General features: G+C 68.9%; 17 protein-coding genes and 1 pseudogene. 10 read left to right on the forward strand and 8 right to left on the reverse strand.

What is annotated here, in order from left to right; translation table 11 throughout:
• Positions 1–91 precede the first annotated feature (91 nt).
• A complete protein-coding gene (locus GA0115254_RS28395) occupies positions 92–1240 on the forward strand; it encodes a permease (RefSeq protein WP_093898184.1) in 1149 nt (382 codons plus the stop codon).
• Between the two features lie 354 nt (positions 1241–1594).
• Here the strand turns inward: GA0115254_RS28395 and GA0115254_RS28400 are convergent, their stop codons facing one another.
• The 5 genes from GA0115254_RS28400 to GA0115254_RS28420 form a co-directional block, all read right to left on the reverse strand.
• Positions 1595–2287 carry a class I SAM-dependent methyltransferase gene (locus GA0115254_RS28400; protein ID WP_093898135.1) on the reverse strand — a complete coding sequence of 231 codons (693 nt, stop codon included), beginning with the start codon at positions 2285–2287 and terminating at the stop codon, positions 1595–1597.
• A gap of 258 nt (positions 2288–2545) precedes the next feature.
• Positions 2546–3460, reverse strand: coding sequence for a M56 family metallopeptidase (locus tag GA0115254_RS28405; protein WP_093898136.1), 915 nt, complete (start codon positions 3458–3460; stop codon positions 2546–2548).
• Positions 3457–3825: a BlaI/MecI/CopY family transcriptional regulator gene (locus tag GA0115254_RS28410; protein ID WP_093898137.1), complete on the reverse strand. Its 369-nt coding sequence runs from the start codon at positions 3823–3825 to the stop codon at positions 3457–3459. Before GA0115254_RS28410 ends, GA0115254_RS28405 begins: the two co-directional genes overlap by 4 nt.
• Positions 3826–4125: 300 nt before the next feature.
• Positions 4126–4764, reverse strand: a complete 639-nt coding sequence (locus tag GA0115254_RS28415) for an SRPBCC family protein (RefSeq protein WP_093898185.1) — start codon at positions 4762–4764, stop codon at positions 4126–4128.
• 437 nt (positions 4765–5201) lie between these two features.
• A complete protein-coding gene (locus GA0115254_RS28420) occupies positions 5202–8339 on the reverse strand; it encodes an AfsR/SARP family transcriptional regulator (protein WP_093898138.1) in 3138 nt (1045 codons plus the stop codon).
• Between the two features lie 650 nt (positions 8340–8989).
• On the opposite strand from GA0115254_RS28420, the gene GA0115254_RS43965 reads away from it, so the two are divergent.
• The 7 genes and pseudogenes from GA0115254_RS43965 to GA0115254_RS46610 all read left to right on the forward strand — a co-directional run.
• On the forward strand, positions 8990–9172 hold the full coding sequence (locus GA0115254_RS43965) for a hypothetical protein (protein WP_141720924.1): 183 nt from the start codon (positions 8990–8992) through the stop codon (positions 9170–9172).
• 159 nt (positions 9173–9331) lie between these two features.
• Positions 9332–9874 (forward strand): MauE/DoxX family redox-associated membrane protein, encoded by a 543-nt coding sequence (locus GA0115254_RS28430; protein WP_093898140.1) that lies wholly within the window; start codon positions 9332–9334, stop codon positions 9872–9874.
• Positions 9875–9891: 17 nt separating this feature from the next.
• Positions 9892–10437 carry a TlpA disulfide reductase family protein gene (locus GA0115254_RS28435; RefSeq protein WP_093898141.1) on the forward strand — a complete coding sequence of 182 codons (546 nt, stop codon included), beginning with the start codon at positions 9892–9894 and terminating at the stop codon, positions 10435–10437.
• Between the two features lie 188 nt (positions 10438–10625).
• A complete protein-coding gene (locus tag GA0115254_RS28440) occupies positions 10626–12410 on the forward strand; it encodes an ABC transporter ATP-binding protein (protein ID WP_256102824.1) in 1785 nt (594 codons plus the stop codon).
• Complete coding sequence (locus tag GA0115254_RS28445) at positions 12407–13225, forward strand: S26 family signal peptidase (RefSeq protein WP_093898143.1); 819 nt, start codon at positions 12407–12409, stop codon at positions 13223–13225. The genes GA0115254_RS28440 and GA0115254_RS28445 overlap by 4 nt, the downstream gene beginning before the upstream one ends.
• Before the next feature lie 205 nt (positions 13226–13430).
• A complete protein-coding gene (locus GA0115254_RS28450; RefSeq protein WP_093898144.1) occupies positions 13431–14345 on the forward strand; it encodes a LysR family transcriptional regulator in 915 nt (304 codons plus the stop codon).
• 193 nt (positions 14346–14538) lie between these two features.
• Positions 14539–14811: pseudogene (locus GA0115254_RS46610) on the forward strand (IS630 family transposase); the annotation flags it as partial.
• Between the two features lie 39 nt (positions 14812–14850).
• On the opposite strand, the gene GA0115254_RS28460 reads toward GA0115254_RS46610, so the two are convergent.
• Positions 14851–15435 carry a helix-turn-helix domain-containing protein gene (locus GA0115254_RS28460; protein WP_093898186.1) on the reverse strand — a complete coding sequence of 195 codons (585 nt, stop codon included), beginning with the start codon at positions 15433–15435 and terminating at the stop codon, positions 14851–14853.
• Between the two features lie 265 nt (positions 15436–15700).
• On the opposite strand from GA0115254_RS28460, the gene GA0115254_RS28465 reads away from it, so the two are divergent.
• Positions 15701–16711, forward strand: coding sequence for an NAD(P)/FAD-dependent oxidoreductase (locus GA0115254_RS28465; protein WP_093898187.1), 1011 nt, complete (start codon positions 15701–15703; stop codon positions 16709–16711).
• 123 nt (positions 16712–16834) lie between these two features.
• Positions 16835–17176 (forward strand): thioredoxin family protein, encoded by a 342-nt coding sequence (locus GA0115254_RS28470; RefSeq protein ID WP_093898145.1) that lies wholly within the window; start codon positions 16835–16837, stop codon positions 17174–17176.
• 449 nt (positions 17177–17625) lie between these two features.
• On the opposite strand, the gene GA0115254_RS28475 is transcribed toward GA0115254_RS28470, so the two are convergent.
• A complete protein-coding gene (locus tag GA0115254_RS28475; protein WP_141720926.1) occupies positions 17626–17814 on the reverse strand; it encodes a hypothetical protein in 189 nt (62 codons plus the stop codon).
• 265 nt (positions 17815–18079) lie between these two features.
• Positions 18080–19945, reverse strand: a complete 1866-nt coding sequence (locus tag GA0115254_RS28480; protein WP_141720927.1) for an outer membrane protein assembly factor BamB family protein — start codon at positions 19943–19945, stop codon at positions 18080–18082.
• Between the last annotated feature and the right edge of the window lie 383 nt (positions 19946–20328).

Consider the following 20328-nt stretch of genomic DNA (forward strand, 5'->3'; position numbering starts at 1 on the left):
GCGCCCCGGCGTCTCCCACCGCGCGGCGCCGTCGAGTCGCCGAGAGTCGGTGGGCCCCACGTCGTGCTCCGCAAGAGAGGCTTTGGGCATGATCCATGCCGTGCTGCACGCCTTGTCGATCGCCGGTTCCATGACCTGGGAAATCACGTGGGCCCTGATCCTGGGCTTCGTCCTGTCAGCCGTGGTCCAGGCGGTCGTCCGCAAGTCCAGTGTCGTCTCCTTGCTCGGCGACGACCGACCCCGCACCCTCGCCATCGCCGCGGGCCTGGGCGCGGCCTCCTCCTCATGCTCGTACGCCGCGGTGGCGCTCGCCCGCTCACTGTTCCGCAAGGGCGCGAACTTCACTGCGGCGATGGCCTTCGAGATTGCGTCTACCAACCTGGTCGTCGAGCTCGGTGTCATCCTGGCGCTGCTGATGGGCTGGCAATTCACTGCGGCGGAGTTCGCCGGCGGCCCCATCATGATCGTCGTGCTGGCGGTGCTGTTCCGGCTGTTCCTGCGCGATGGACTGCTGCGCCAGGCAAGTGAGCAGGCCGAACGCGGGCTCGCCGGCTCGATGGAGGGCCATGCCGCGATGGACATGTCCGTGCAGCGCGAGGGATCCTTCGCCCGGCGGCTGCTGTCTCGCGAGGGCTTCACCTCCACCGCGCACGTCTTCGTGATGGAATGGGCGGCGATCCTGCGTGACCTGGCGATCGGCCTGCTCATCGCCGGCGCTGTCGCGGCCTGGGTGCCGGACTCGTTCTGGCGTTCTTTCTTCTTCGACGGCCACCCGCTGGCGGCCAAGCTGTGGGGGCCGATCATCGGCCCGCTGGTCGCCATCGCCTCGTTCGTCTGCTCGATCGGCAACGTGCCACTCGCGGTGGTGCTGTGGAAGGGCGGCATCAGCTTCGGCGGCGTGGTCGCGTTCATCTTCGCCGACCTGCTGATCCTGCCGATCCTCAACATCTACCGGAAGTACTACGGCGCGAGGACGGCGCTCTTCCTCCTCGGCACCTTCTACCTGGCCACCGTCATCGCCGGATACATCGTGGAGTTCGCCTTCGGCGGTCTCGGTCTCATTCCCGACCAGGCCGACGCGAAGGTCCCGATGGAGGGCGTCACCTGGAACTACACCACCTGGCTCAACATCGCCTTCCTCATCCTGGCCGCCGCCCTCCTCATCCGGTTCTTCCGAACCGGCGGCAGGGACATGCTCCGCATGATGGGCGGAGCACCCGGCAACGGCCAACGGCTGTGAGAGGGGAAAGCACGATGGCCGGCATTGACCGTCGGGCGCCTCGACTGCGTGACCGGCCCAGCTGCCACCCGTCCCTACGTGCCTCCTGGTGTACGGGCCGCTCACCTGCGCCGCTACTTGACAGCTGCGGATAACGGGCCACCCGCTTCACGGATACGGGGGACCGGTGAGAGGGAGTCGCAGGTGATGACGGCGGCAGTGGTAGCCCGCAAGGACGCTGTCCGTCACTGAGAAGAGAACTCGCCCAAGAACAGCATCAACCGCCGCTCCGTTCTGGCAAGTACAACTGGGCTGTCGACGGCAAGCAGTTCGCCATGGAGGGGGCAGCCGATGCGGGAGGGAGGGCGCCCAGCCTCACGTGTGCCCGACCACTGGGCTCGCGTCATTTCCGGTCGGCTGCACGCGGGCCTCTCCGATGACGCACGGTGAGCTGGGGCTGGTGCGCCCGTTCACAAGAAAGTCGAAATTCCGGGAGTGCTCGATCCTGAAGCCCGCGTCCGATATGGCCTGCTCGGCGTCCCGGGTGAGATTGCAGCCACCGCCGAGGAGGGGCCACACCGTATTCATAATGCGTTGCTTCCGGGCGAGTTTGCGGTTCGTGGACCGTACGTGCTCGTAAAAGAACAACCGCCCTCCGGGGCGCAGGACGCGCGCGGCTTCCGAGAGAGCCCTCGGTACGTCGGCGATGGTGCACAGTACGAGCGATACCACGGCGCCGTCGACGGAGTCGTCCGGCAACGGCAGTTCCTCCGCACGGCCCGCGCGGACCTCGACGGCCACGGCGGCGTCAGCCGCTGCCCGGTGGGCGAGCGCGCGCAGTCGCGGCTCCGGCTCCACCGCGATCACGTGGTCCGCCTCCGGCGGATAGTGCCGGAAATTTGCGCCGGACCCCGCTCCGATCTCGACAATGCGACCCGCGGTGCGCGCGAGCAGTTCCGCACGATGCTCAAGTGCTCCGTGAGCTTCCGCAAATGCATTGATCTTCGGGTAGATACGGGAGAACAACGGGTGCCTGATCTCCGAGCGTGTGGTGGCAGAGGCGGCCATGACAACGACTCCCTTCGGCGCGTGACTTCATAATCTACGACCGCGGTGCAGTAGTTACCGGTCTGTTCCGCAGGGGCCGCCGAACTCAGCGAATCCGGCTCACACAGTCGAGCGGGCCCGTGGAGATGCGCCATCCGAGGCGAGGAAACGGGGTCCGGGGCTCCGCACGCGACCAGGGCGACAGTAGACAGAAGCAACTTGGTAAATGAGTAAATGAGATGGCGAGTCGGTTCGCGAGGTCGGCGAAGCGAGCTTCTGCTACACGATGCCCAGTGGGCAGGTGACGAGCAGAGGGAGGAACGGCACCGTGACGGCAGCCGCGGCCACGAACCCTCGCAGGGCGGGGTGCGTGCCACGGCGCGGGCCGAGTACTCGTTGCAGGCGGACGAGCACGGAGTCGCCACCGATGGCGAACGCGCCCCTGGGGGCTCGTGCCGCAGCCATCTCGTACATCGCGGAGGCGAGCACATCGTGCGAATGGCGACGCAACGCGCGGTCGTCCGCGATCATCTCCAGCAGGAGCGCGGTCTGTTCCCTGGCATGCCGGGCCAGTGGTACCCGTGGGAAGATCACGGAGAATGCCTCGGCTGCGGCCAGCACCAGATGATGGCGGCCGGCGACATGGGCCCTCTCGTGCTCCAGGACGGCGTCCAGCTGTTCGGGGGAGAGCAGGCGCACTGCGCCTTCGCTGACAACGATGCGTGGGTGCCTCCCCGGGAGGCTGTACGCGGCAGCGGCCGTGTGCTCGACCACGGTGGCGTCCAGCCGGTGCGACCGGCGGCCGACCATGTCGAGGACCGCACGGTGGCGGGAACGTGCCCTGCGTGCACGGACGACCTGGTACGCGAAACCTGCTGTCAGGGCCAGCGCGACAGCGGCGGGGAGCGCGACGGAGAGGCGGTCGGCCATGGTGGGGTCCTGTGATCCCACGGCGCCGAGAGCCACTCCGCAGGAATGAAGAAGCCCCATTACCCCGGCATGGAGGTGCTCGGTCGGAGTGGCGAGGTGGTAGGCGGCGAGTGCCACCGAGATGGAGAACGAGGCCGCCAGGGCCTGCCACGTCGCAGCGGCCAGCGCGGGGGCACGGTGCGGCCAGGCACTCCGCAGCAACACCCGGGGAGCGAGGAAGCCGATGGCCGCCGCGTAGCCGATGAGTGCGGGGGCGGCGTTCACGTCCTGGATCGTCCGCCGGTGTTTCGCAGTGCCTTCCGCAGCGCGGCGACCTCTTCGTCGGACATCTTCTCCACGAAGTGTGCCAGCGCTGCGGGGCGGTCCTCGCTGGTCCCGAGGGCGTCCTCCATGAGGGCGGCGGAATAGGCCTCGCGGCTCCGGACCGGTGTGTACAGCCAGGCCCGGCCCTGCTTGCTGCGCTGCAGCCAGCCTTTGTTGAACAGGATGTTGGCAACGGTCATCACGGTTGTGTAGGCGATGGGCCGATGGGCGTTGATGTCGTCGACGACCTCGCGGACCGTGGCCGGGCGCCCCCACTTCCAGAGACGGTCCATGATCTCCGCCTCGAGTTCCCCGAGCCGTCGCATGGCCCTCTTCCTTCCGCCGCCGTTGTACGTAGCTCCATAGTAGGGCCATCGCCACCTGTGCAGGACGGCCCGTTCGGCCACCCGACCCTTCCTGTGTGCGACAGAGCGGTCCCTCGGTGTGGGCGTTCACGGGTCCTTGCCGAGTACTGGCACTTCGGTCGCGCCGCCGGAGCCGTTCACAGAAGGCAGCCATCTCCGAGCAGGCAGATCCGACAGCTTGAGCCGTACCGTGGACATGGGCCTCTCCCGTGGCTCGAAGGGATGGGCCGGGCGCGGTGGGGGCCGGTTCCGGTGGACGTGTCAGCCCTTCCCCGAGCGGCGGGCTTCGGCCGTGGCCTTCAGCTCCTTCAGCCACTCCTCAAGACCTCCTCCGAGGTACTTGATGGAGGTGGGCACGTCCGCTTCGACCTGGGCACCGGTCCAGGTCTCCTCGGTCTGTACGAGGACACCGCCCCAGACCTTGGTGAAGGTCCAGACATGGACGCCCCTGTCGATGCGCAGCCCCTTGCCGATCGCGGGACCGGTCCAGCGGATGCACGTGCCGTGCTTGAGCTGCTGGACGGTCGAGGTGATGGTCAGGGTGGTGGCGGGCGTCGTGGAGGTGGGGGGCACCGGGGTGGTCCACCGGAACCGCGAACCCTCCCGCAGCGGACCCGCGTCCAGGCGTTTCATGCTGGTGACGGGCGGCTGCCACGACGGCCAGCGTTCCACGTCGGTCTGCAGATTCCAGATGGTGCGCAGCGGCGCGTGGATGACGGTCGCGGTCCGGTACCGGATCTTGGCAGCGGGATCGACGCCGTTCCCTCGACAGGTCAGTGAAGCACCCGCGCGGTCGGCGTGGTCGGCTCTGCCGGCCTGACCGGGCGCGGCGGATTGGCTGGGGGCGGCGGCGACGAGGACGGCGGCGGCCAGCGGGACCGACAGCAATGCGGCGCGCATGCGGTGGGCGGTTCGTGAGGTGGCGGGCCGGGCCTGCTGATTCAGCGTGTCGGGCACGGTTCTCCTCCTTGTCGAGTGACTGGTCCGGCGATCGTGGCATTACTGCGCACCTCGGCGGCCAAGTTCTTCGCAAGGGGCGGGAATTCGCTCCCTGTCGGCCTTGAGGCGTTCGTTCCGGGTATTGATCTCCTCCCATGTCTCCGGGACGAGGGTGGCTCTGCCCGCGGTGACGCTGTCCTGGGCGAAGCCGACGTAAGGGGGTTGGCGGGCTTCGTAACGAGCGGGCGGGGTGGCGTGATCGGTCGGCCGAGCGTTTCAGTTCCTCTGCCCGGTAGTGGGCGCCGGTGAGGGCCAGTGAGGGGCCTCGGCCGGAGAGCAGGGCCGCGCAGCGGGCGGCGTCGCCGACCAGGGCGATCCGGCCGGTGTGCCGGTATGGTTCACGGTGTCGTTGAAGGTGAGGACTCGGGGCGACACGCGGCTGCACCGGACGTGACCGGTGCGTCCGAGGCCACCCGCACTGCTGAGGCCTCGTCCTGAGCGCGGGCTGCGGCCATGAGGTCACCTGCCATGGTGTGGGCCTTGGCCAGGGTGTCGAGGCCCACGGCCAGCCAGGTGCGGGAGCCGATCTGTCGCCATAGCCTGACGGCTGCTTCGGCGCGTCGACCGGCCGGCGCTGGACGGCCTGCTACGAGTTGTGCCTCGGCGAGTGCGTAGAGCGTCGCTGCCTCCCCCCACAGGTTGCCGAACTCCCGGTAGGTCCAAAGGGTGCGGGCCAGTAATCGGCGCCCCTCCGCATGAGCGCCTTGCCGTACCAGGACGTCCCCCAGCCAGCAGGTGGCGTGTGCGGTGGTGAGCCGGTCGCCCAGACTCTCACTGATCGAGGCAGCCTGTCGGAAGCAGTCGGCGGCGGCGGGGTAGGCGCCACGTGCGCGGTGGCTCTGTCCCAGGCATCGCAAGGCCTGGGCTTCTCCGTGCCGGTAGCCCGCTTCTCGGCTCGCTCGCAGGCACTGCGTGAACCGCTCCATGGCCGCTTCGACATGCCCTTGCTCGAGGTGGATGACGCCGATGCCGTTGGTGGCGTAGACGAGGCAGTTGACGTTTTCCACCGTTCGAGCCAACTCGATTGCCTGTCCGAAATGATGCACAGCCGAGGAGTACTGGCCCAATAGACGGTATACGTATGCCAGTCCGGCTGTGGCGCTGGCTCGGTAGGCCGGGCCCTCGCCGTCGGCGAACTGCAGTGCCTGCTCGAAGTGGTCGAGCGCTTCCGGATATCGGTCGAGGATGGTGGTGAGTTCGCCCAGACAGCGGTGGAGTTGGGTGGCGCTGCGCCGGCTGCCGCTGCTCAGTGCCGCCTTGAGCGCCCGGTTCTGGAGACGTTCCCAGTCGTCGAAGTGGCTGCCGATCTGGAAGAGTGTCGTCAGCGCGGTGGCCAGCCCGGCGGCCGGCGCGATCTCGGTTCTGTCGAGCGCCTGGTCCACCACGTCGATGAGGAGCTGGCGCTCGTCGTTGAACCAGGCCAGTGGGTCCGCGAGGATCTGGGTGGTGTCCGTCGGGGAGGGCCGCCAGGATGCCAGGCCGGCCTGCGAGATGCCCTGGAAGTCGACGCTGAGGGTGTCCGCGGCCAGGTCGGCCAGGTGCAGGCTCGCGCCCAGCAGCCGTGTGAGCGCGGCTGAACGGCCCTGCGGCGAGACCTCCCGATCCGCCCGTTCCCGGCCCACCAGCCGCACCAGGTCGTGCAGCCGGTAGCGCACTCCGGTAGCACCAGTCGCCCCAACCTCCACCACGTGCACATCCACCAGTTCGTCGAGCACGGCCTCCGCGCGGCCCAGGTCCATGTCCAACAGCGCGGCCAGGGCCCAGACGGCGAAGTCCGGTCCAGGCAGCAGGGCGAGCATCCGCAGGGCGTGCCGAATCATGGGGGCCATGCCCCGGTAGGTCAGCTCCAGGCTGGCCCGGACGGCGATGTGACCGACGGCCAGCTCATCAAGCTTGCGTTGCTCGTCGGCGAGCGCACGGGCGACCCTGGCCAGCGGCCAGTGCGGTCGTGCGGCCAGTCGCGCTCCGGTGACCCATACCGCGAGGGGAAGACCGCCACAGGTTTCCACGATGGACCGGGCCGATTCGGACTCCTCGGCGGTGCGGTCTGCGCCCACCATCTCACGCAACAGAGCCAGCCCCGCCCGGGAGTCGAGGACTCTCAGAGGGAGCCGGACACCGCCCAGGCTCGCCAGCGTGGTCCGGCTGGTGACGATGGCGGCGCAGTGTTCACCGCTGGGCAGAAGGTCGTCCACCAGCAGCGTATCGGCCGCGCTGTCCAGCACGACGAGTATCCTGCGCTGGGCCAGCAAGGTGCGGTAGAGGTTGATTCGTCCGGTCGTGTCCGGGGGCATCGCTCCGCCGTGTACGCCGAGCGCCCGCAAGAAGGTACCCAGGACCGTGAACGGCTCGGCCGGCTCGTCACCGAAACCCCGCAGGTCCACGTAGAGCTGACCGTCCGGAAACCGGGAGGCCAGCAGATGCCCTGTGCGCACGGCGAAGGCCGTCTTGCCGACCCCGGCCGAGCCGGTGACCAGCAGGGTCACCGACCCGGTCATCTCCTGGCCGAGCAGCCGGCAGGCTTCGGCCAACTCGTCTTCCCGGCCGACGAACAGGGACGGGGTCGGCGGAAGCAGGCGAGGTCGCGGTTGCTGTGTGTTTGCTCCGCCCCGATCCTCGTGACTTCTTCCGGTGGCGTCATCCGGCCGGTCCGAAACCGATACGTGTGGGCTCGCCGCTGACGAGGCCCGCTGACGTGCTGGTGCGGAAGCGATCGTGAGGGGCCGGGCGGGCACGTCGAGCGAAGGGTCGGAGTTGAGTATCTGCTGGTGAAATTCCCGCAGCTCCCGACCGGGATCGCACCCCAGCTCCTCAGCCAATTCCCGGCGGACCTGCTCGAAGCAGCGCAACGCATCAGCCGCCCTGCCACTGCGGTACAGGGCGAGCATGAACTGGCGGGCCAAGCGTTCATCCAACGGGTACACCGCGACACCCGTGGACAGGGCATCCAGCAGGCTGGTGTGCCTGCCGCGACGCAGCTCGATATCGTTGCGATCCAGCTCGGCGGTGCGCCGCTCCCGGTGAACGGCCTCCCGGGAAGCGTTGAACCACGGGGTGTCGATGGACAGGAAAGCCTCGCCGCGCCACAGCGCGAGGCCTTCCTCGAACAGGGCCGCGGAACGGTCGTCGTCGCCGTCCGCGCGAGCCCGGGCGACCAGATCACGAAACCGGTGCAAGTCCACTGTGGGAGCTTCGCTCAGCAGGACATAGCCACCGGGCTGCCGTGCGATACGTACGTGCTGCGCGGCGGGTTCCAGGATCTTCCGCAGATGGGACAGATAACTGTAGAGGCCCCCTTGGGCACGTTGCGGCGGACGGTCGCCCCACACCCGTTCGATCAGCTGGTCCATAGGCACCGCACGATTGACATCGATCAGCAGCGTGGCCAGCACGCAGCGCTGCCGGGCAGGTCCTAGATCCACCGTCACGCCGTTGATACGCGCCTCGATGTCACCGAGCACACCGAATTCCACCATCGCAACATCCCCTCAGCCGGAGTGCCAAGCTTTCGGGAATCGCTCTCATCAGCCAACTCAAGATATGGCCAAGATTTCCCACAAGTCGACCGGGCAACAGGCGAACCTCTGTGCGGAGGCCAACGCCCTTGCCATCCTCGGCGACGCCCATCTCGCCCTCGCTCAGCCTGACGAGGGCGGCCACAACTGGATCCGATCCGTCAGCCCCTACCACGCCCAGCACCGCGCGGAAGACGCCCGGCGCCCACCTCTCGCTGTTCGGTTCGGGGATGACGGGCGGCGCGGCGTTCGTGCAGGGAGTCCGGCGAAGTCCCGTTCCCGGCTGAGGAGATCGACCGCGACGAAGTGGATGCGGGGCCGACCGCGTCAGCAGCTCATCGCCTGTCACGGTCGCGTCACGCCCGGTTGTCGGTTGCCGAAGCCGGTGCCACCAGCAGTTTCAAGGTCTGTCCAAGATTTACTCCAAGCGAGCCGTGCACTGTCGTACTCATGGCCAACCGGGTGCCCGCGAAGAGGCCGCTCCGATTCGCCGTCGTTCCGGCGGCCGCCGAAATCCGTGTTCGCGCACGGCCACGGCAGGTCCGGACACGAACGTATTTCCACGGAGGCATTTCCGGTCTCCAACGGCACGGTAGAAAAAGGGAGAATTCATGTTCAAGAAGATCGAGGCGTTGGGAAGTGGCCTTCTCGGGCTGCTCGTCCCGACGACGGAAGCGTCGGCCGCCGTCTGCTACGTCCGTAGCTGGAGTTCTTGCTGGCAGTGCGCCTACCGTCCCTGCAGCGGCTGCTGCGACATCAACGGGCGTAACTGCCAGTACATCGACTGCAAGTAGCCCGGCGATCGCCACGTCTCCCGGCGGATGACCACTGCCGGGAGACAGACGGTCACGGTGGCCGCTACAGGGACCGCCTGTGGGCCACCGTGGCCCACGTCGGCCGCAGGAATCGCCACGACCCACAGGTGATGCATCGTGCTCTATATCGAAATTGGTATGCGCTGCCTGATAGGGGCAGTGTTCCTGATTTCTTTCCTCGGAAAGATTTCCGGACCCGGGAAATTCGATGCCTTTGTCGAATCCGTGCACGGCATGCGGATTGTCCCGTCCCGCGCCGCTCGACCTGTGGCACGGGTCGTCCTCGCCGCCGAGGGCTCCGTGTGCCTGCTGCTCGCGGCACCGGCCGCGGCTGGCGCGCTGGCCGGATTCACTTTGTCGGCAGGGCTGTTGATGTCCTTTGCCGTGGCCATCGCACTGTCCGTCCGCCGTGGTGTACGTGCCCCGTGCCGGTGCTTCGGGGCCTCGGCGGCCCCGCTCCGTCTCTGGCATGCCGTACGGAACCTGCTGCTGACGGCGGGCGCGGCCGGCGGCGCAGTGGCGGCCACCGGCAGCGGCCAGGTGCACGTCGGCGGAGCGGTTCTGGCCGTCTTCGGCGGACTGCTGCTGGGTGGACTGGTGACCGTACTCGACGACCTCTTCGATCTCTTCCGACCAGGCGGCGGCACTGGCCGCCCGGTGCGGCCACCACAGGCCGCCTGACTCTCATTGGAGACACCATGTCCTTTCTGATCGGCGCCGTGGTCCTCGTGGGGCTGCTGTGCACGCTGGACCTGATACTCACGCTGGGCGTGATCAAGCGGTTGCGTGAACACAGCGAGCAATTGGCGGCCAGGACTGAGGGCGAGGCGCCGCCTGCGCTGGGAGTGGGGGAGGAAGTCGGCCAGTTCACCACGGTGACGATCGACGGCGAGACAGTCGACCGTGAACTCCTCGACGACGAGACACTGGTGGCCTTCTTCTCACCCAACTGCACGCCATGCAGGGAGAAGCTGCCTGCATTCACGGCGTACGCCCGGGAACGAAAGGGCGGACGGCGGCGGGTGCTGGCCGTCGTCGCGGGGAATGCCGAGGGCGGGGAGCGGTTCGTCGAAGCACTTGGCCCGGTCGCCCGCGTGGTCAGGGAGGACTACGACGGACCGCTCGGCGCGGCCTTCAAGGCACAGGCATACCCCACCATGCTCGTCGTCGCCCCCGACGCGGCAGGCCGTCTCGTCGTCACGGCCGACCAGGTGCTACTGAACCGACTTCCCCTCACGGCATGAACGGGCACCGCGACCAGGGACCTGGTGCACCGGTCGGCTCCAGGCATACCGAACGCCGCTCCTCGGACACCTCCCGGGGAAACTCCTCGGGCGGTTCGGGGGGCGGCTCGCGGCGCGGGCGCCAAGACCGCCCGGCTACGGATTCCTCCCTCGCACGGCGCGTGCTCACCGCCTGTTCACTCGCCGCCGTGGCCGCTCCCGGAGCACTTGTCCTGTACGTACTGATCAGCCTGGCGACCGGAGCGCTGCCGGTGGTCGCGGCCTGGCTCACCAAGGTGCTCATCGACCGGCTCGCGGCGGGGATCTCCATGGGTGGCTTGTTCACCGTCGCTGCCGGACTCGCCCTGACCGGTGTGCTCGCGGCGGCGTCCCCCCAGATCACGCAGTACCTGCGGGCACAACTGGACCGGCGGGTCGGACTGATCGCGCTGGACCGGCTGTTCGCCGCGGTCGACTCGTTCACCGGCCTCGGCCATTTCGAGAACCCGCGTTTCCTCGACCGGCTGCGGCTCGCGCAGCAGGCCAGCCGCGTCTCACCGAACCAGACGGTCGAGGGCCTGCTCGGCATCGTCCGGGCCGTCATCACCATCACCGGCTTCCTCGGCTCGCTTCTCCTGCTCAGCCCGCTGATAGCCGCTCTCGTGCTGGCATCGGGCATACCGATGCTGGTTGCGGAGATCGCTCTGTCACGCCGCCGTGCCCGGATGCTGTGGGCCATCAGCCCGGCCGAGCGGCGGGAGGCCTTCTACAGCGAACTGCTGTCGACTGTGCAGGCGGCGAAGGAAGTACGGCTCTTCGGGCTCGGTGGCTTCCTGCGGGGCCGGATGCTGGCCGAACGGCGCTTCGCCGATGCTGCGACACGTGCCATGGACCGCCGGGAAGTCGTGTTCCAGGCCGGACTGGGCCTGGTCGGCGCATTGATGTCGGGTGCCGGCCTGGTGTGGGCGGCCATGGCCGCCCAACGCGGCACTCTCTCCGTAGGTGACGTCATGATCTTCGTGGCAGCGGTGGCGGGTACGCAGAGTGCCCTCGTCATGCTGGCGAGCGATGTCGCACGCTGCCACCAGGCCCTGAGCATGTTCGACCACTTCATCGTGGTGACGACGACCTCTCCCGACCTTCCGTCGGCCGCGGCCCCCGAACCGCTGCCCGCCCTCAGCGAGGGAATCGAACTGCAAGGCGTCTGGTTCCGCTACGCCGAGGATCAGCCGTGGGTGCTGCGCGGAGTCGACTTGCGTATCCCATACGGCACGTCCCTCGGCCTCGTCGGTCTCAACGGCGCGGGCAAGTCGACCCTCGTCAAGCTGCTCTGCAGGTTCTACGACCCGACGCGGGGCGCGATCCTCTGGGACGGCGTCGATCTGCGCGATATCGACCCCGCAGAACTGCGTGGCCGGATCGGGGCGGTGTTCCAGGATTACATGGAGTACGAACTGTCCGCGGCCGAAAACATCGCTCTCGGCGATCTCGCGGCGCTCACCGACGGGGACCGGATCCGGGCCGCCGCCCGCAACGCGGGTATCCATCACGATCTGCAACGCCTGCACAGAGGTTACGAAACCCTTCTTTCTCGTAGGTTCCTCATGGAATCGGACAAGGAGGACCACGACCTGGGGACGGTGCTGTCGGGTGGGCAGTGGCAACGGCTGGCCCTGGCCCGAGCGTTCCTTCGGCACGAGCGAGACCTGGCGATCCTTGACGAGCCGTCCTCCGGCCTGGACGCGGCGGCTGAGCACGCGATCCACACGTCGCTCCAGAAATACCGTGGCGGACGCACCAGCCTTCTCATCTCACACCGGCTCGGTGTTCTCCGCTCCGCTGACCGCATCGTGGTGCTCTCCGACGGACGCATCGTCGAACACGGAACTCACGCCGAACTCGTCGCGGTGGACGGCGAATACGCCCGACTGTTCGCTTTGCAGGCCGCGGGATACCAGCCTGAGTCCGCGCTGACCGAGGGAGGGCAGCCATGACCCGGTCCCATGAAACCCGGCGGATACTGCCGGGGGATCCGCTGCCGCCCGCGCCGCGGCACCCGCCGTCCTCGGGACCGGAGCTGCGCGCCCTCGCCGCCCCCCGTGCGGGGCAGAACCACGCCCCCGACCGCCGCGCTGCTCCATGGCCCGGCCCTGGGGGGCTCGTGGCATCAGCCCTCGCCGCACTCACTATTGGCGCGGGCACATGGGCGCTGACCGGCTTCGTCCTCGCGGGGGTCCTGATCCTCGTCCCGGTGTTCGTCCTTGCCTCGCTCGGCGTCGCCGCGGTCGGTTCCGAAACCGTGGTCGTGACCGTGCGCGGCGCGAGCATGGAGCCCGCCTACCATGACGGTGACCGGGTGCTCGTACGGAGGAACCGTGCATTCGAGTCCGGCACGGTGGTCGTCGTGGAGCATCCCGCGGGATCCTGGACCACGGCGCCGCCGCCCATCGGCGCGTCAGGGCCGGTCACGCACCGCAACTGGATGATCAAGCGGGTGATGGCCGTCCCCGGCGACCCGGTGCCCCGTACCCGGGTTCCCGCGCTCGCCGAAACACCGGACGACCGGGTCCCAGCGGGGCAACTCGTTCTCCTCGGCGACAATCCCGAAGTCAGCTTCGACTCGCGGGAAGTGGGTTACTTTCCGGCCGAACGAGTACTGGGGGTCGTGTTGCGTCGACGGATCCCATCCGTCTCGACCCGGGGTCACTCTGTGCACCGGTGCATCCGCTTGGTTCGACGATCGGTCTCAGCGCGTGTCACGCCCACTCCACGTCGAGCCCTGCCCGGGCGGCGCATTGCGGGTCGGTGAGCCTGTCCCCGCGGCTCCTGGGAGCCCTTCAGCGTGCTTCATGCCCAGGCCGGCCAGTCGCTTCCGCGGCCCGCGGTTTCGCGTCTGTTCCCACAGCCCACTTGGCCACGGTCGTTTGCAGCCGGCGCGCCTCTTCAAGGCCGGGGAGGGGATTCTCGGCGCGCCCCGGACTTGCGTCCAATACCTGCATCTATAACCTGATGGCATGGATGTCGACACTCGGCTGTTGCGCTACTTCGCCGCCGTGGCGGAGGAAGGGAGCCTCACCCGAGCCGCAGAACGACTGTTCGTGTCCCAACCAGCGCTGACCAAACAGATCAAGCAACTGGAGACCCAGCTCGGAGTGCCGTTGTTCACACGGTCCCGGGCCGGCATGGCCCTCACCGAACCGGGCCAGGCCCTGGTGGCGCGGGTGCCCGCTCTGCTGGCCGACTGGGACCGGGCGCTGCGGGAGACGAAGAGCACGGCCGGCCGAGCGGCCCGGGTGCTGCGGGTCGGATTCGTGGCCAGCGCCGCCAACGAAACCACCCAGCAGATCATCGCGATGTTCGCCCGCCGTCGGCCGGGCTGGAGGGTCGACATGCGGCAGGCCGCGTGGTCGAACCCGACCGCCGGACTCGCCGACGGAGATGTCGACGCCGCTCTGCTGCGGCTGCCCTTCCCGGGCCAGGACACTCTGCGAGTGGAGGTGCTGTTCACCGAGCCCCGCTGGGTCGCGCTCCCCACAGGACACCCGCTCGCCATGCGAGACCAGATCCCTTTCCGGGATCTGTGGGAGGAGCCGTTTGTGGCAGCCCCACCGGAAACAGGCCGGTGGCGGGAGTACTGGCTGGCCACCGACGAACGTGAGGGCCACCCGGTCCGTATCGGCGCCGTCACCGACCAGCCCGACGACTGGCTCAGTGCGATCGCCAACGGCTACGGCATCGCTCTCACCCCCGAATCCTCCGCCCGTTTCTACGCCCGCCCCGGCATCACCTACCGGCCCGTCAGCGGCGTCAGCGCCAGCCAGGTCGGCATCGCCTGGGGGCCCGCCGACGACACCAACCCCATTGTCCAAGACTTCGTCCGCTGCTGCCTGGACAGCGAACCACCCAGGCCCGGCGGAGCCGTCGCCTGATGCCACGCTGTGGCCGGCCCACCGAGCACTCCACCCGGTTCCCGGTCCGACCATCAGCGCACCCCGTCTGCCGGCGGCGGGATCGCGTCGTACCAGTCGCCGCCGGCCCGCGCGGTCTCGGAGACCGTCAGCTGGCGCTGTGACCGCATGGGTTGGATCTGTGGTGACCTCCGGCCCGACTGGTGGAGGCGCGGTGGCCGAGCCTGCCCGTGTGCGCAGGCTGACCGGCCAGGAAATGCAGAAGCTGCAGCAGATCGTGCGCCGGGGCAGCACCGACTTGGTGCGCTGCCGCCGCGCGATATTGCTGCCGGCCTCGGCGGGGAACCGGGTACCGGTGATCGCCCAGCTGGTGCAGGCAGATGAGGACACCGTCCGGGATGTCCGCCCCCGCCGACTCGGTATTGACGACGAGTACTTCGTCATCCAGCCGGCCTTTGGCCGCCGCCCTGACCGCAGCTCCGAACCCCGACCTGAGGAGGTATGCCCATCCGGCGGGACATGGCTTTCAGCGGGAGCGGGGTTCGGTGCGGACGTGCACGCGCTCGCCCTGGCCTCCGAAGAGGTTCAGGACCTCCACGGCGGAGGCGCCGACGGGACCGAACCAGTGTGGCAGGCGGGTGTCGAACTCGGCGGCCTCGCCCGGCTCCAGGACCAGGTCGCGGTCGCCCAGGACGAGCCGTACACGCCCCGACAGGACGTACAGCCACTCGTACCCCTCATGCGTGCACGGCTCGGGCCGGTTCTGGGTGGCCGGGATGACCGACTTCCATGCCTGCAAGGGGCCCGGCCGGTTGGTCAGCGGAATCAGGGTCCGGCCGTTGCGCACGCGTGGTCTGCTGTGGATCCGGGGGTCGCCGACCTCGGGCGCCCCGACCAGCTCGTCCAGCGGCAGCTGGTGGGCCTGCGCGATCGGCAGCAGCATTTCGAGGCTCGCGCGGCGCTGGCCGGATTCCAGCCTCGAAAGTGTGCTTGTGGAGATCCCCGTGGCCTCGGCCAGCGCGGACAGGGTCACGCCGCGCTGCGTACGGATGCGTCGGAGCCGCGCGCCGACCTGCGCCAGCGTGGTGGCGATGGGGGATTGCTCGTCCATGAGTCCCATCCAATCCAATTCTTCCCGGAAATGGCAACAGAATTTGCCGATAGTGCAAAGTCGGAGCGCTCGGGTACCGGAGGTGATCGCGATGACGAAGGCCACGGCCTTGCCGGTCGCGCGGAACGGATGCGGCCGCGGCTCGCCCCGGGTTCTCTTCGGATCGCTGCGGACGGTGCCCCGAGATGGCGGTACTTGCGAAAACGGCAAGTACATTTGCTGACTTTCGGATTGAGGGTGCACGCTCGGGGCGGAGGTGATCGCCATGAGCGATACGACGAACAATGTGCAGAACGCCACTGCTGACGATGGCGTGTACGACGTGGTGGTTGTGGGCGCGGGCGCGGCAGGGCTGAGTACCGCCCTGGTCCTGGCCCGGGCCCGTCGCCGGGTTGCGGTGGTGGATGCGGGAGAGCCGCGCAATGCCGCCGCCGCGCACATGCACGGCTTCCTCTCCCGGGACGGGATGCCTGCGGCCGACCTGCTGGCGGTGGGTCGGGCCGAGGTCACCGGTTACGGGGTGGACCTGTTGGAGGGCCGTGTGGATCAGATCGACCCCGGCTTCTTCGTCCGGCTGGACGGCGGTGCGGTACTCAGGGCCCGCCGGGTGGTGGTGGCCACCGGACTGCGGGACGAGCTCCCCGCGATCCCGGGCGTACGAGAGCGGTGGGGCAAGGACCTGCTGTTCTGCCCCTACTGCCACGCGTATGAAGTACGCGACCAGCCCATCGGAGTGCTGGGCACCCACCCGGGCGCGGTGCAGCACGCGCTGCTGTTGCGGCAGTGGTCGCACGACATCGTCTTCTTCGCGCACACCCTGGACCTCGGCGCGAAGGAGCGCGAACAACTGGCCGCCCGCGGCATCACCGTCGCCGACGGGGCCGTCAAGCGCCTGGTGACAGAAGGCGACCGGCTGCGCGGCGTCGAGTTGGCCGAGGGTCGTGTCTTCCCCCGTTGCGCGGTCTTCCTCTTCCCGCACATGGTGCCCCACGACACCCTGCTCACCGGCCTGGGGTGCGAGCGGGACAAGAACGGCTGGGTGACCACCGACGCTGCGGGCCGGACCAGCGTGTTCGGGGTGTGGGCGGTCGGCAACGTATCCGATGCGAGGGCGCTTGTGATCACCGCAGCAGGTCAGGGGGCCGCGGCCGCGTTCGCGCTCAACCATGACCTCGTCGCGGAGGACATCGAGCGTGCCGTGGAGAACAGCAGCCCTTCGTCCCGGACGCCGCAGTACTTCCCGCAGCCAGCCCCACAGGCCGCTTTGTCCGACTGACCTCAGCCGTTTCACCAGCCGTCTCCCGGCACATGCCGTCCAGGCCCGCCGGGAGCCGCGCGCATACACGAACACACCAAAGAACGCGCATACACGAACACACCAGAAAAGGAGAATCCCACCATGGCAGCAAAGTCCACCGGACCCGTGGACAGTGTCACCGAGCAGACCTTTCCCGACCGCGTACTGAAGGCAAAGCAGCCGGTCCTGGTCCAGTTCTGGGCCGCGTGGTGCGGGCCATGCACCAGAGTCACTCCCATCATCGAGGCGCTGGCCGCCGAGCACGCGGGCGTCCTGGACGTCGTCAAGATCAACGTGGATGAGGAGCCCGGACTGGCGGACCGGCATGGAGTCTCCTCGATCCCCGCCTTCGTGGTCTACGCCGACGGCACCCCCGCAAAGGCATGGACGGGCGCCGCCCCGAAGCCCCTCCTGGAACGCAACCTCGGCCCCTTCCTTCGCTGAGCTCCGGCGGGCACCACGCACTTGACGCGGCGGGGCCGGGCCGAGTCGGGGTGCCCGCCGTTCGTGCTTCTGGAGCTTTTGTGCTTCTGGAACCGGAGAACTCATGAACTCACATCACGATCAGGGCATCCAGTGGGACGTCCTTGGTGCGCACCGGGAACGCGAAGCCGGCCTGCACGCCCCGCCCTCACGCAGAGTATGGACTGGTTGCGGGATCTGTTGTGGGTCAGCGGCGGCGGACATAGTCGCGTCCACCCGGGGGGGCACGTCGATCACGTCCAGTCTGGTCTCCCGGCAGCGGTGCTCCGCCGCCGGAGCGGCCACCTCCTGCGGCAGGGGCTGCCGATGTCTTTGACCGGGCCTCGGCGGATACCGCGATGCGGTCCGGCATCAGCCGGACGCGGCGGCGTGTGCGTGAACAGACCCAATAGCCCCAGCAGGGCCAATCGTCAGACATCGGAGATCGTTGCGTAGGGGCGCAGGACATCGCCTGCCGTGCCGCCGGTCAGCGCCCGGCCCGGGTACCAGTAGCCGACTGGGCCGATGAGCCGTCCGCCGCGCAGAGCGCAGACGGCCCGGTCGGGGTTGAGGCGGGCGGTGATGCGGGCTCGGCACGGGCGGGCATCCGCCGCCGTCACCCAGGGGATCACACTGCGTGATGGGGCCACCGCCTGCGCCGGTGTGAACCCCAAGACCACCAACGAGGATGGCGGCAAGGAGTTGAGCAGCCTCATCGTCTCCGTCTCCGACAGTGACCCGAACCCGGTGTCCTTAGGCCATGGTCCAGAACGGCATCGCGGCCCTGCCCGACGAGGTCGAGCAGGCGACTGTGGACCTAGACGTGCGCCGATCCGGCCAGGAAGGCCGTGTCGGTCCACATCACCCGCTGCCCCTCCGGTTCGCTCAGACCCGCAGATTGCGCCGTGCCCGGGCGGGCTTGCGACCCGTCTCGGCGTCCACCGCGAGCACGGTACCGGCGTGCGTGCCGACGTAGACGACTCCGTCGGCGTAGACGGGGCCGGTGCCGCGGGCATCCAGTGCGTGCCGCCACAGGACCACGCCGTCACTCAGGCTGATCTTGAACAGGCGGCGACCGTACTTGGTGCTGACGATCCACCCGGACGAGCCACAGATCGCCGGGGACGAGGCGCCGTAACGATTCGGCAGGTGCCAGAGGAGCCCGCCGTCGTTGCCGTCCACCGCGTACACGCCACCGTGGCTGTCGCCGACGAAGACCAGGCCCTCGGTCAGCGCAGGGGTGCTGTCGACCACGCCAGCCGCCTGCGCACCCCACAACTGCTCACCGGTGGCGGCGTCGTAGGCGCACAGCTGGCCGGTGCCGGTGCCCGCGCAGACCATGCCGCCCGCGACGCTCGGAGTGCAGCAGCTCAACTGGCTCGCGATGGAGCCCTGGTGCCACAGCTCCTCGCCGCTCACCGCGTCGAAGGCAGTCAACTGGGCCCGCGCGCCCTGCACATAGACCCGGCCGTCGGCGACCGCCGCTGCGGCGGCCGACCCGTCGGGCAACTGCCGCTCCCAGCGTTCCTCGCCGGTCGCCGCGTCCAGCGCGCGGATCCGGGAGGCATCGCGCAGCAGGTTGGCCGGGTGGTGGACGACGTAGAGCAGGCCGTCGGCGACCACCGGCGCGCCTGAGTGGCCAACCCGCTGCCGCCAGCGCTCCCGCCCGTCCGCGGCGCCGACCGCATACAGCACGCCGGACTCGCCGACGACGTACACCGTCCCGTCGGCGACCGCCGGCGTCTCCTTCAGGGCACCGACCGCGTCGAAGGACCAACGCGCCGCGCCCGTCATCGCGTCCAGCGCGTAGCACCGGCCGTCGGAACAGTTGACGTACACGGTGCCCGCGCAGACGACCGGCGCGGCGACGACCGCGTCCGGCAGCCGCACGCTCCACGCCTCGAAGCCGGACGGCAGCGTGCCCTTCGGATAGACGCCGGTGTGGGCCGGGCCGCCGCGGGCCATGGCGGACGGTCCACTGCCGGGCCCGGGTGCCGACTGTGCTCCGGCGGAGGGCACGGCGTCCGATACGGCCCCGCCAACGGCGTCCGCCATCCCGCCCTCGGCATCGCCGGCCGCCTCCTCCGCCCCCGTACGGCCGTCGCCGACGCCGGGGTCCGCGTCCGCCACCTCGCCCCACAACCCGGGGTCCATGACCTCCACCAGGTCGACCAACGAGCGCAGTTCGGTCAGGATCGCGTGGGCGTCGTCGTTCTTCCCCCGGCGCGGGCCCGGAGGCTCCGCGTAGAAGAGGTAGCCGCCCTCCACCTGCCACTGCAGCCAGCGTCGGTCGTCGGCGAACCCGCGCACGGCCGGGGTGAGCAGCCGCGCCGCCGTCTCCGGGTCCACGCTCTCCACGACATGGACGGCGTCGTAGACCGGGTCGCCGATCTCGTACAGATGGCGGTCCGGGCGCTCGGAGACGAGCCGCTTCAGCAGCGGAACCATCGTGTCCACGGCCAGCGAGTGCCGGCTCACCGCGACCAGCGGCAGCACGGCCGGTAGTTGCACGAGGTACACGGTGCGGGCGGCCGAGGGGTCGTCGGTGACACAGTCGAAGACGCTGAACCAATGGCTGTCCAGGGTGCCGCTCACGGCGTCCACGGCCATCGCCTTCCCGGCATCGACACCGAGCGGCCCCGCACACAACTGCAGGCGTTCCGGATGCCAGTCCGTGTAGGTCCACCCGCGTTCTTTCGCCAGGCGACGCCGCGCTGCGCTGTGGTCTCGCTGATCCCTTTTCCTCGACATGCCCCGCCCCTCCATTCGCCCAGGGAGCTTACCCGGCCCCAACTCCCCTTACAGCAAGGGCATCAGGTCTCGCCCGGGGCAGAAATGCCGGATTCACCCACCGGTGGCGCTCTGTCCGACCGGGTGTGCCCTTGGCTGGGTGCGAGGGAGTTTGATCTCGCCATTCTCGTCGGGCAGGACCCGGGCAGAGCGGCCCGCCGCTTCGACACGGCGGTGAAGGGACACTCGGATTCCTTCAAACGGTCCCGCGCGATCTCCCGCACCGAGCCGGCTGCCCCGGTCATGGTCAAGGGCGATCCGCGGCAGGCGGCAGTGAACTCTTGACAATTGGGCATGTCCCTGGCGGGCAGTGGTACTGCGCCACTCCCATGAACGGCACCACA

Source organism: Streptomyces sp. Ncost-T10-10d, from assembly GCF_900091955.1.
Classification (GTDB): Bacteria; Actinomycetota; Actinomycetes; order Streptomycetales; family Streptomycetaceae; genus Streptomyces.

Excerpts from the sequence above, each read along its gene's own strand:
- GA0115254_RS28460 (WP_093898186.1), bottom strand. The coding sequence starts at position 15,435 with ATGGACGAGCAATCCCCCATCGCCACCACGCTGGCGCAGGTCGGCGCG.
- GA0115254_RS28415 (WP_093898185.1), bottom strand. The coding sequence starts at position 4,764 with ATGCGCGCCGCATTGCTGTCGGTCCCGCTGGCCGCCGCCGTCCTCGTC.
- GA0115254_RS28430 (WP_093898140.1), top strand. The coding sequence starts at position 9,332 with ATGCGCTGCCTGATAGGGGCAGTGTTCCTGATTTCTTTCCTCGGAAAG.
- GA0115254_RS28465 (WP_093898187.1), top strand. The coding sequence starts at position 15,701 with ATGAGCGATACGACGAACAATGTGCAGAACGCCACTGCTGACGATGGC.
- GA0115254_RS28480 (WP_141720927.1), bottom strand. The coding sequence starts at position 19,945 with ATGTCGAGGAAAAGGGATCAGCGAGACCACAGCGCAGCGCGGCGTCGC.
- GA0115254_RS28445 (WP_093898143.1), top strand. The coding sequence starts at position 12,407 with ATGACCCGGTCCCATGAAACCCGGCGGATACTGCCGGGGGATCCGCTG.
- GA0115254_RS28420 (WP_093898138.1), bottom strand. The coding sequence starts at position 8,339 with ATGGTGGAATTCGGTGTGCTCGGTGACATCGAGGCGCGTATCAACGGC.
- GA0115254_RS28435 (WP_093898141.1), top strand. The coding sequence starts at position 9,892 with ATGTCCTTTCTGATCGGCGCCGTGGTCCTCGTGGGGCTGCTGTGCACG.
- GA0115254_RS28470 (WP_093898145.1), top strand. The coding sequence starts at position 16,835 with ATGGCAGCAAAGTCCACCGGACCCGTGGACAGTGTCACCGAGCAGACC.
- GA0115254_RS28450 (WP_093898144.1), top strand. The coding sequence starts at position 13,431 with ATGGATGTCGACACTCGGCTGTTGCGCTACTTCGCCGCCGTGGCGGAG.
- GA0115254_RS43965 (WP_141720924.1), top strand. The coding sequence starts at position 8,990 with ATGTTCAAGAAGATCGAGGCGTTGGGAAGTGGCCTTCTCGGGCTGCTC.
- GA0115254_RS28400 (WP_093898135.1), bottom strand. The coding sequence starts at position 2,287 with ATGGCCGCCTCTGCCACCACACGCTCGGAGATCAGGCACCCGTTGTTC.
- GA0115254_RS28410 (WP_093898137.1), bottom strand. The coding sequence starts at position 3,825 with ATGCGACGGCTCGGGGAACTCGAGGCGGAGATCATGGACCGTCTCTGG.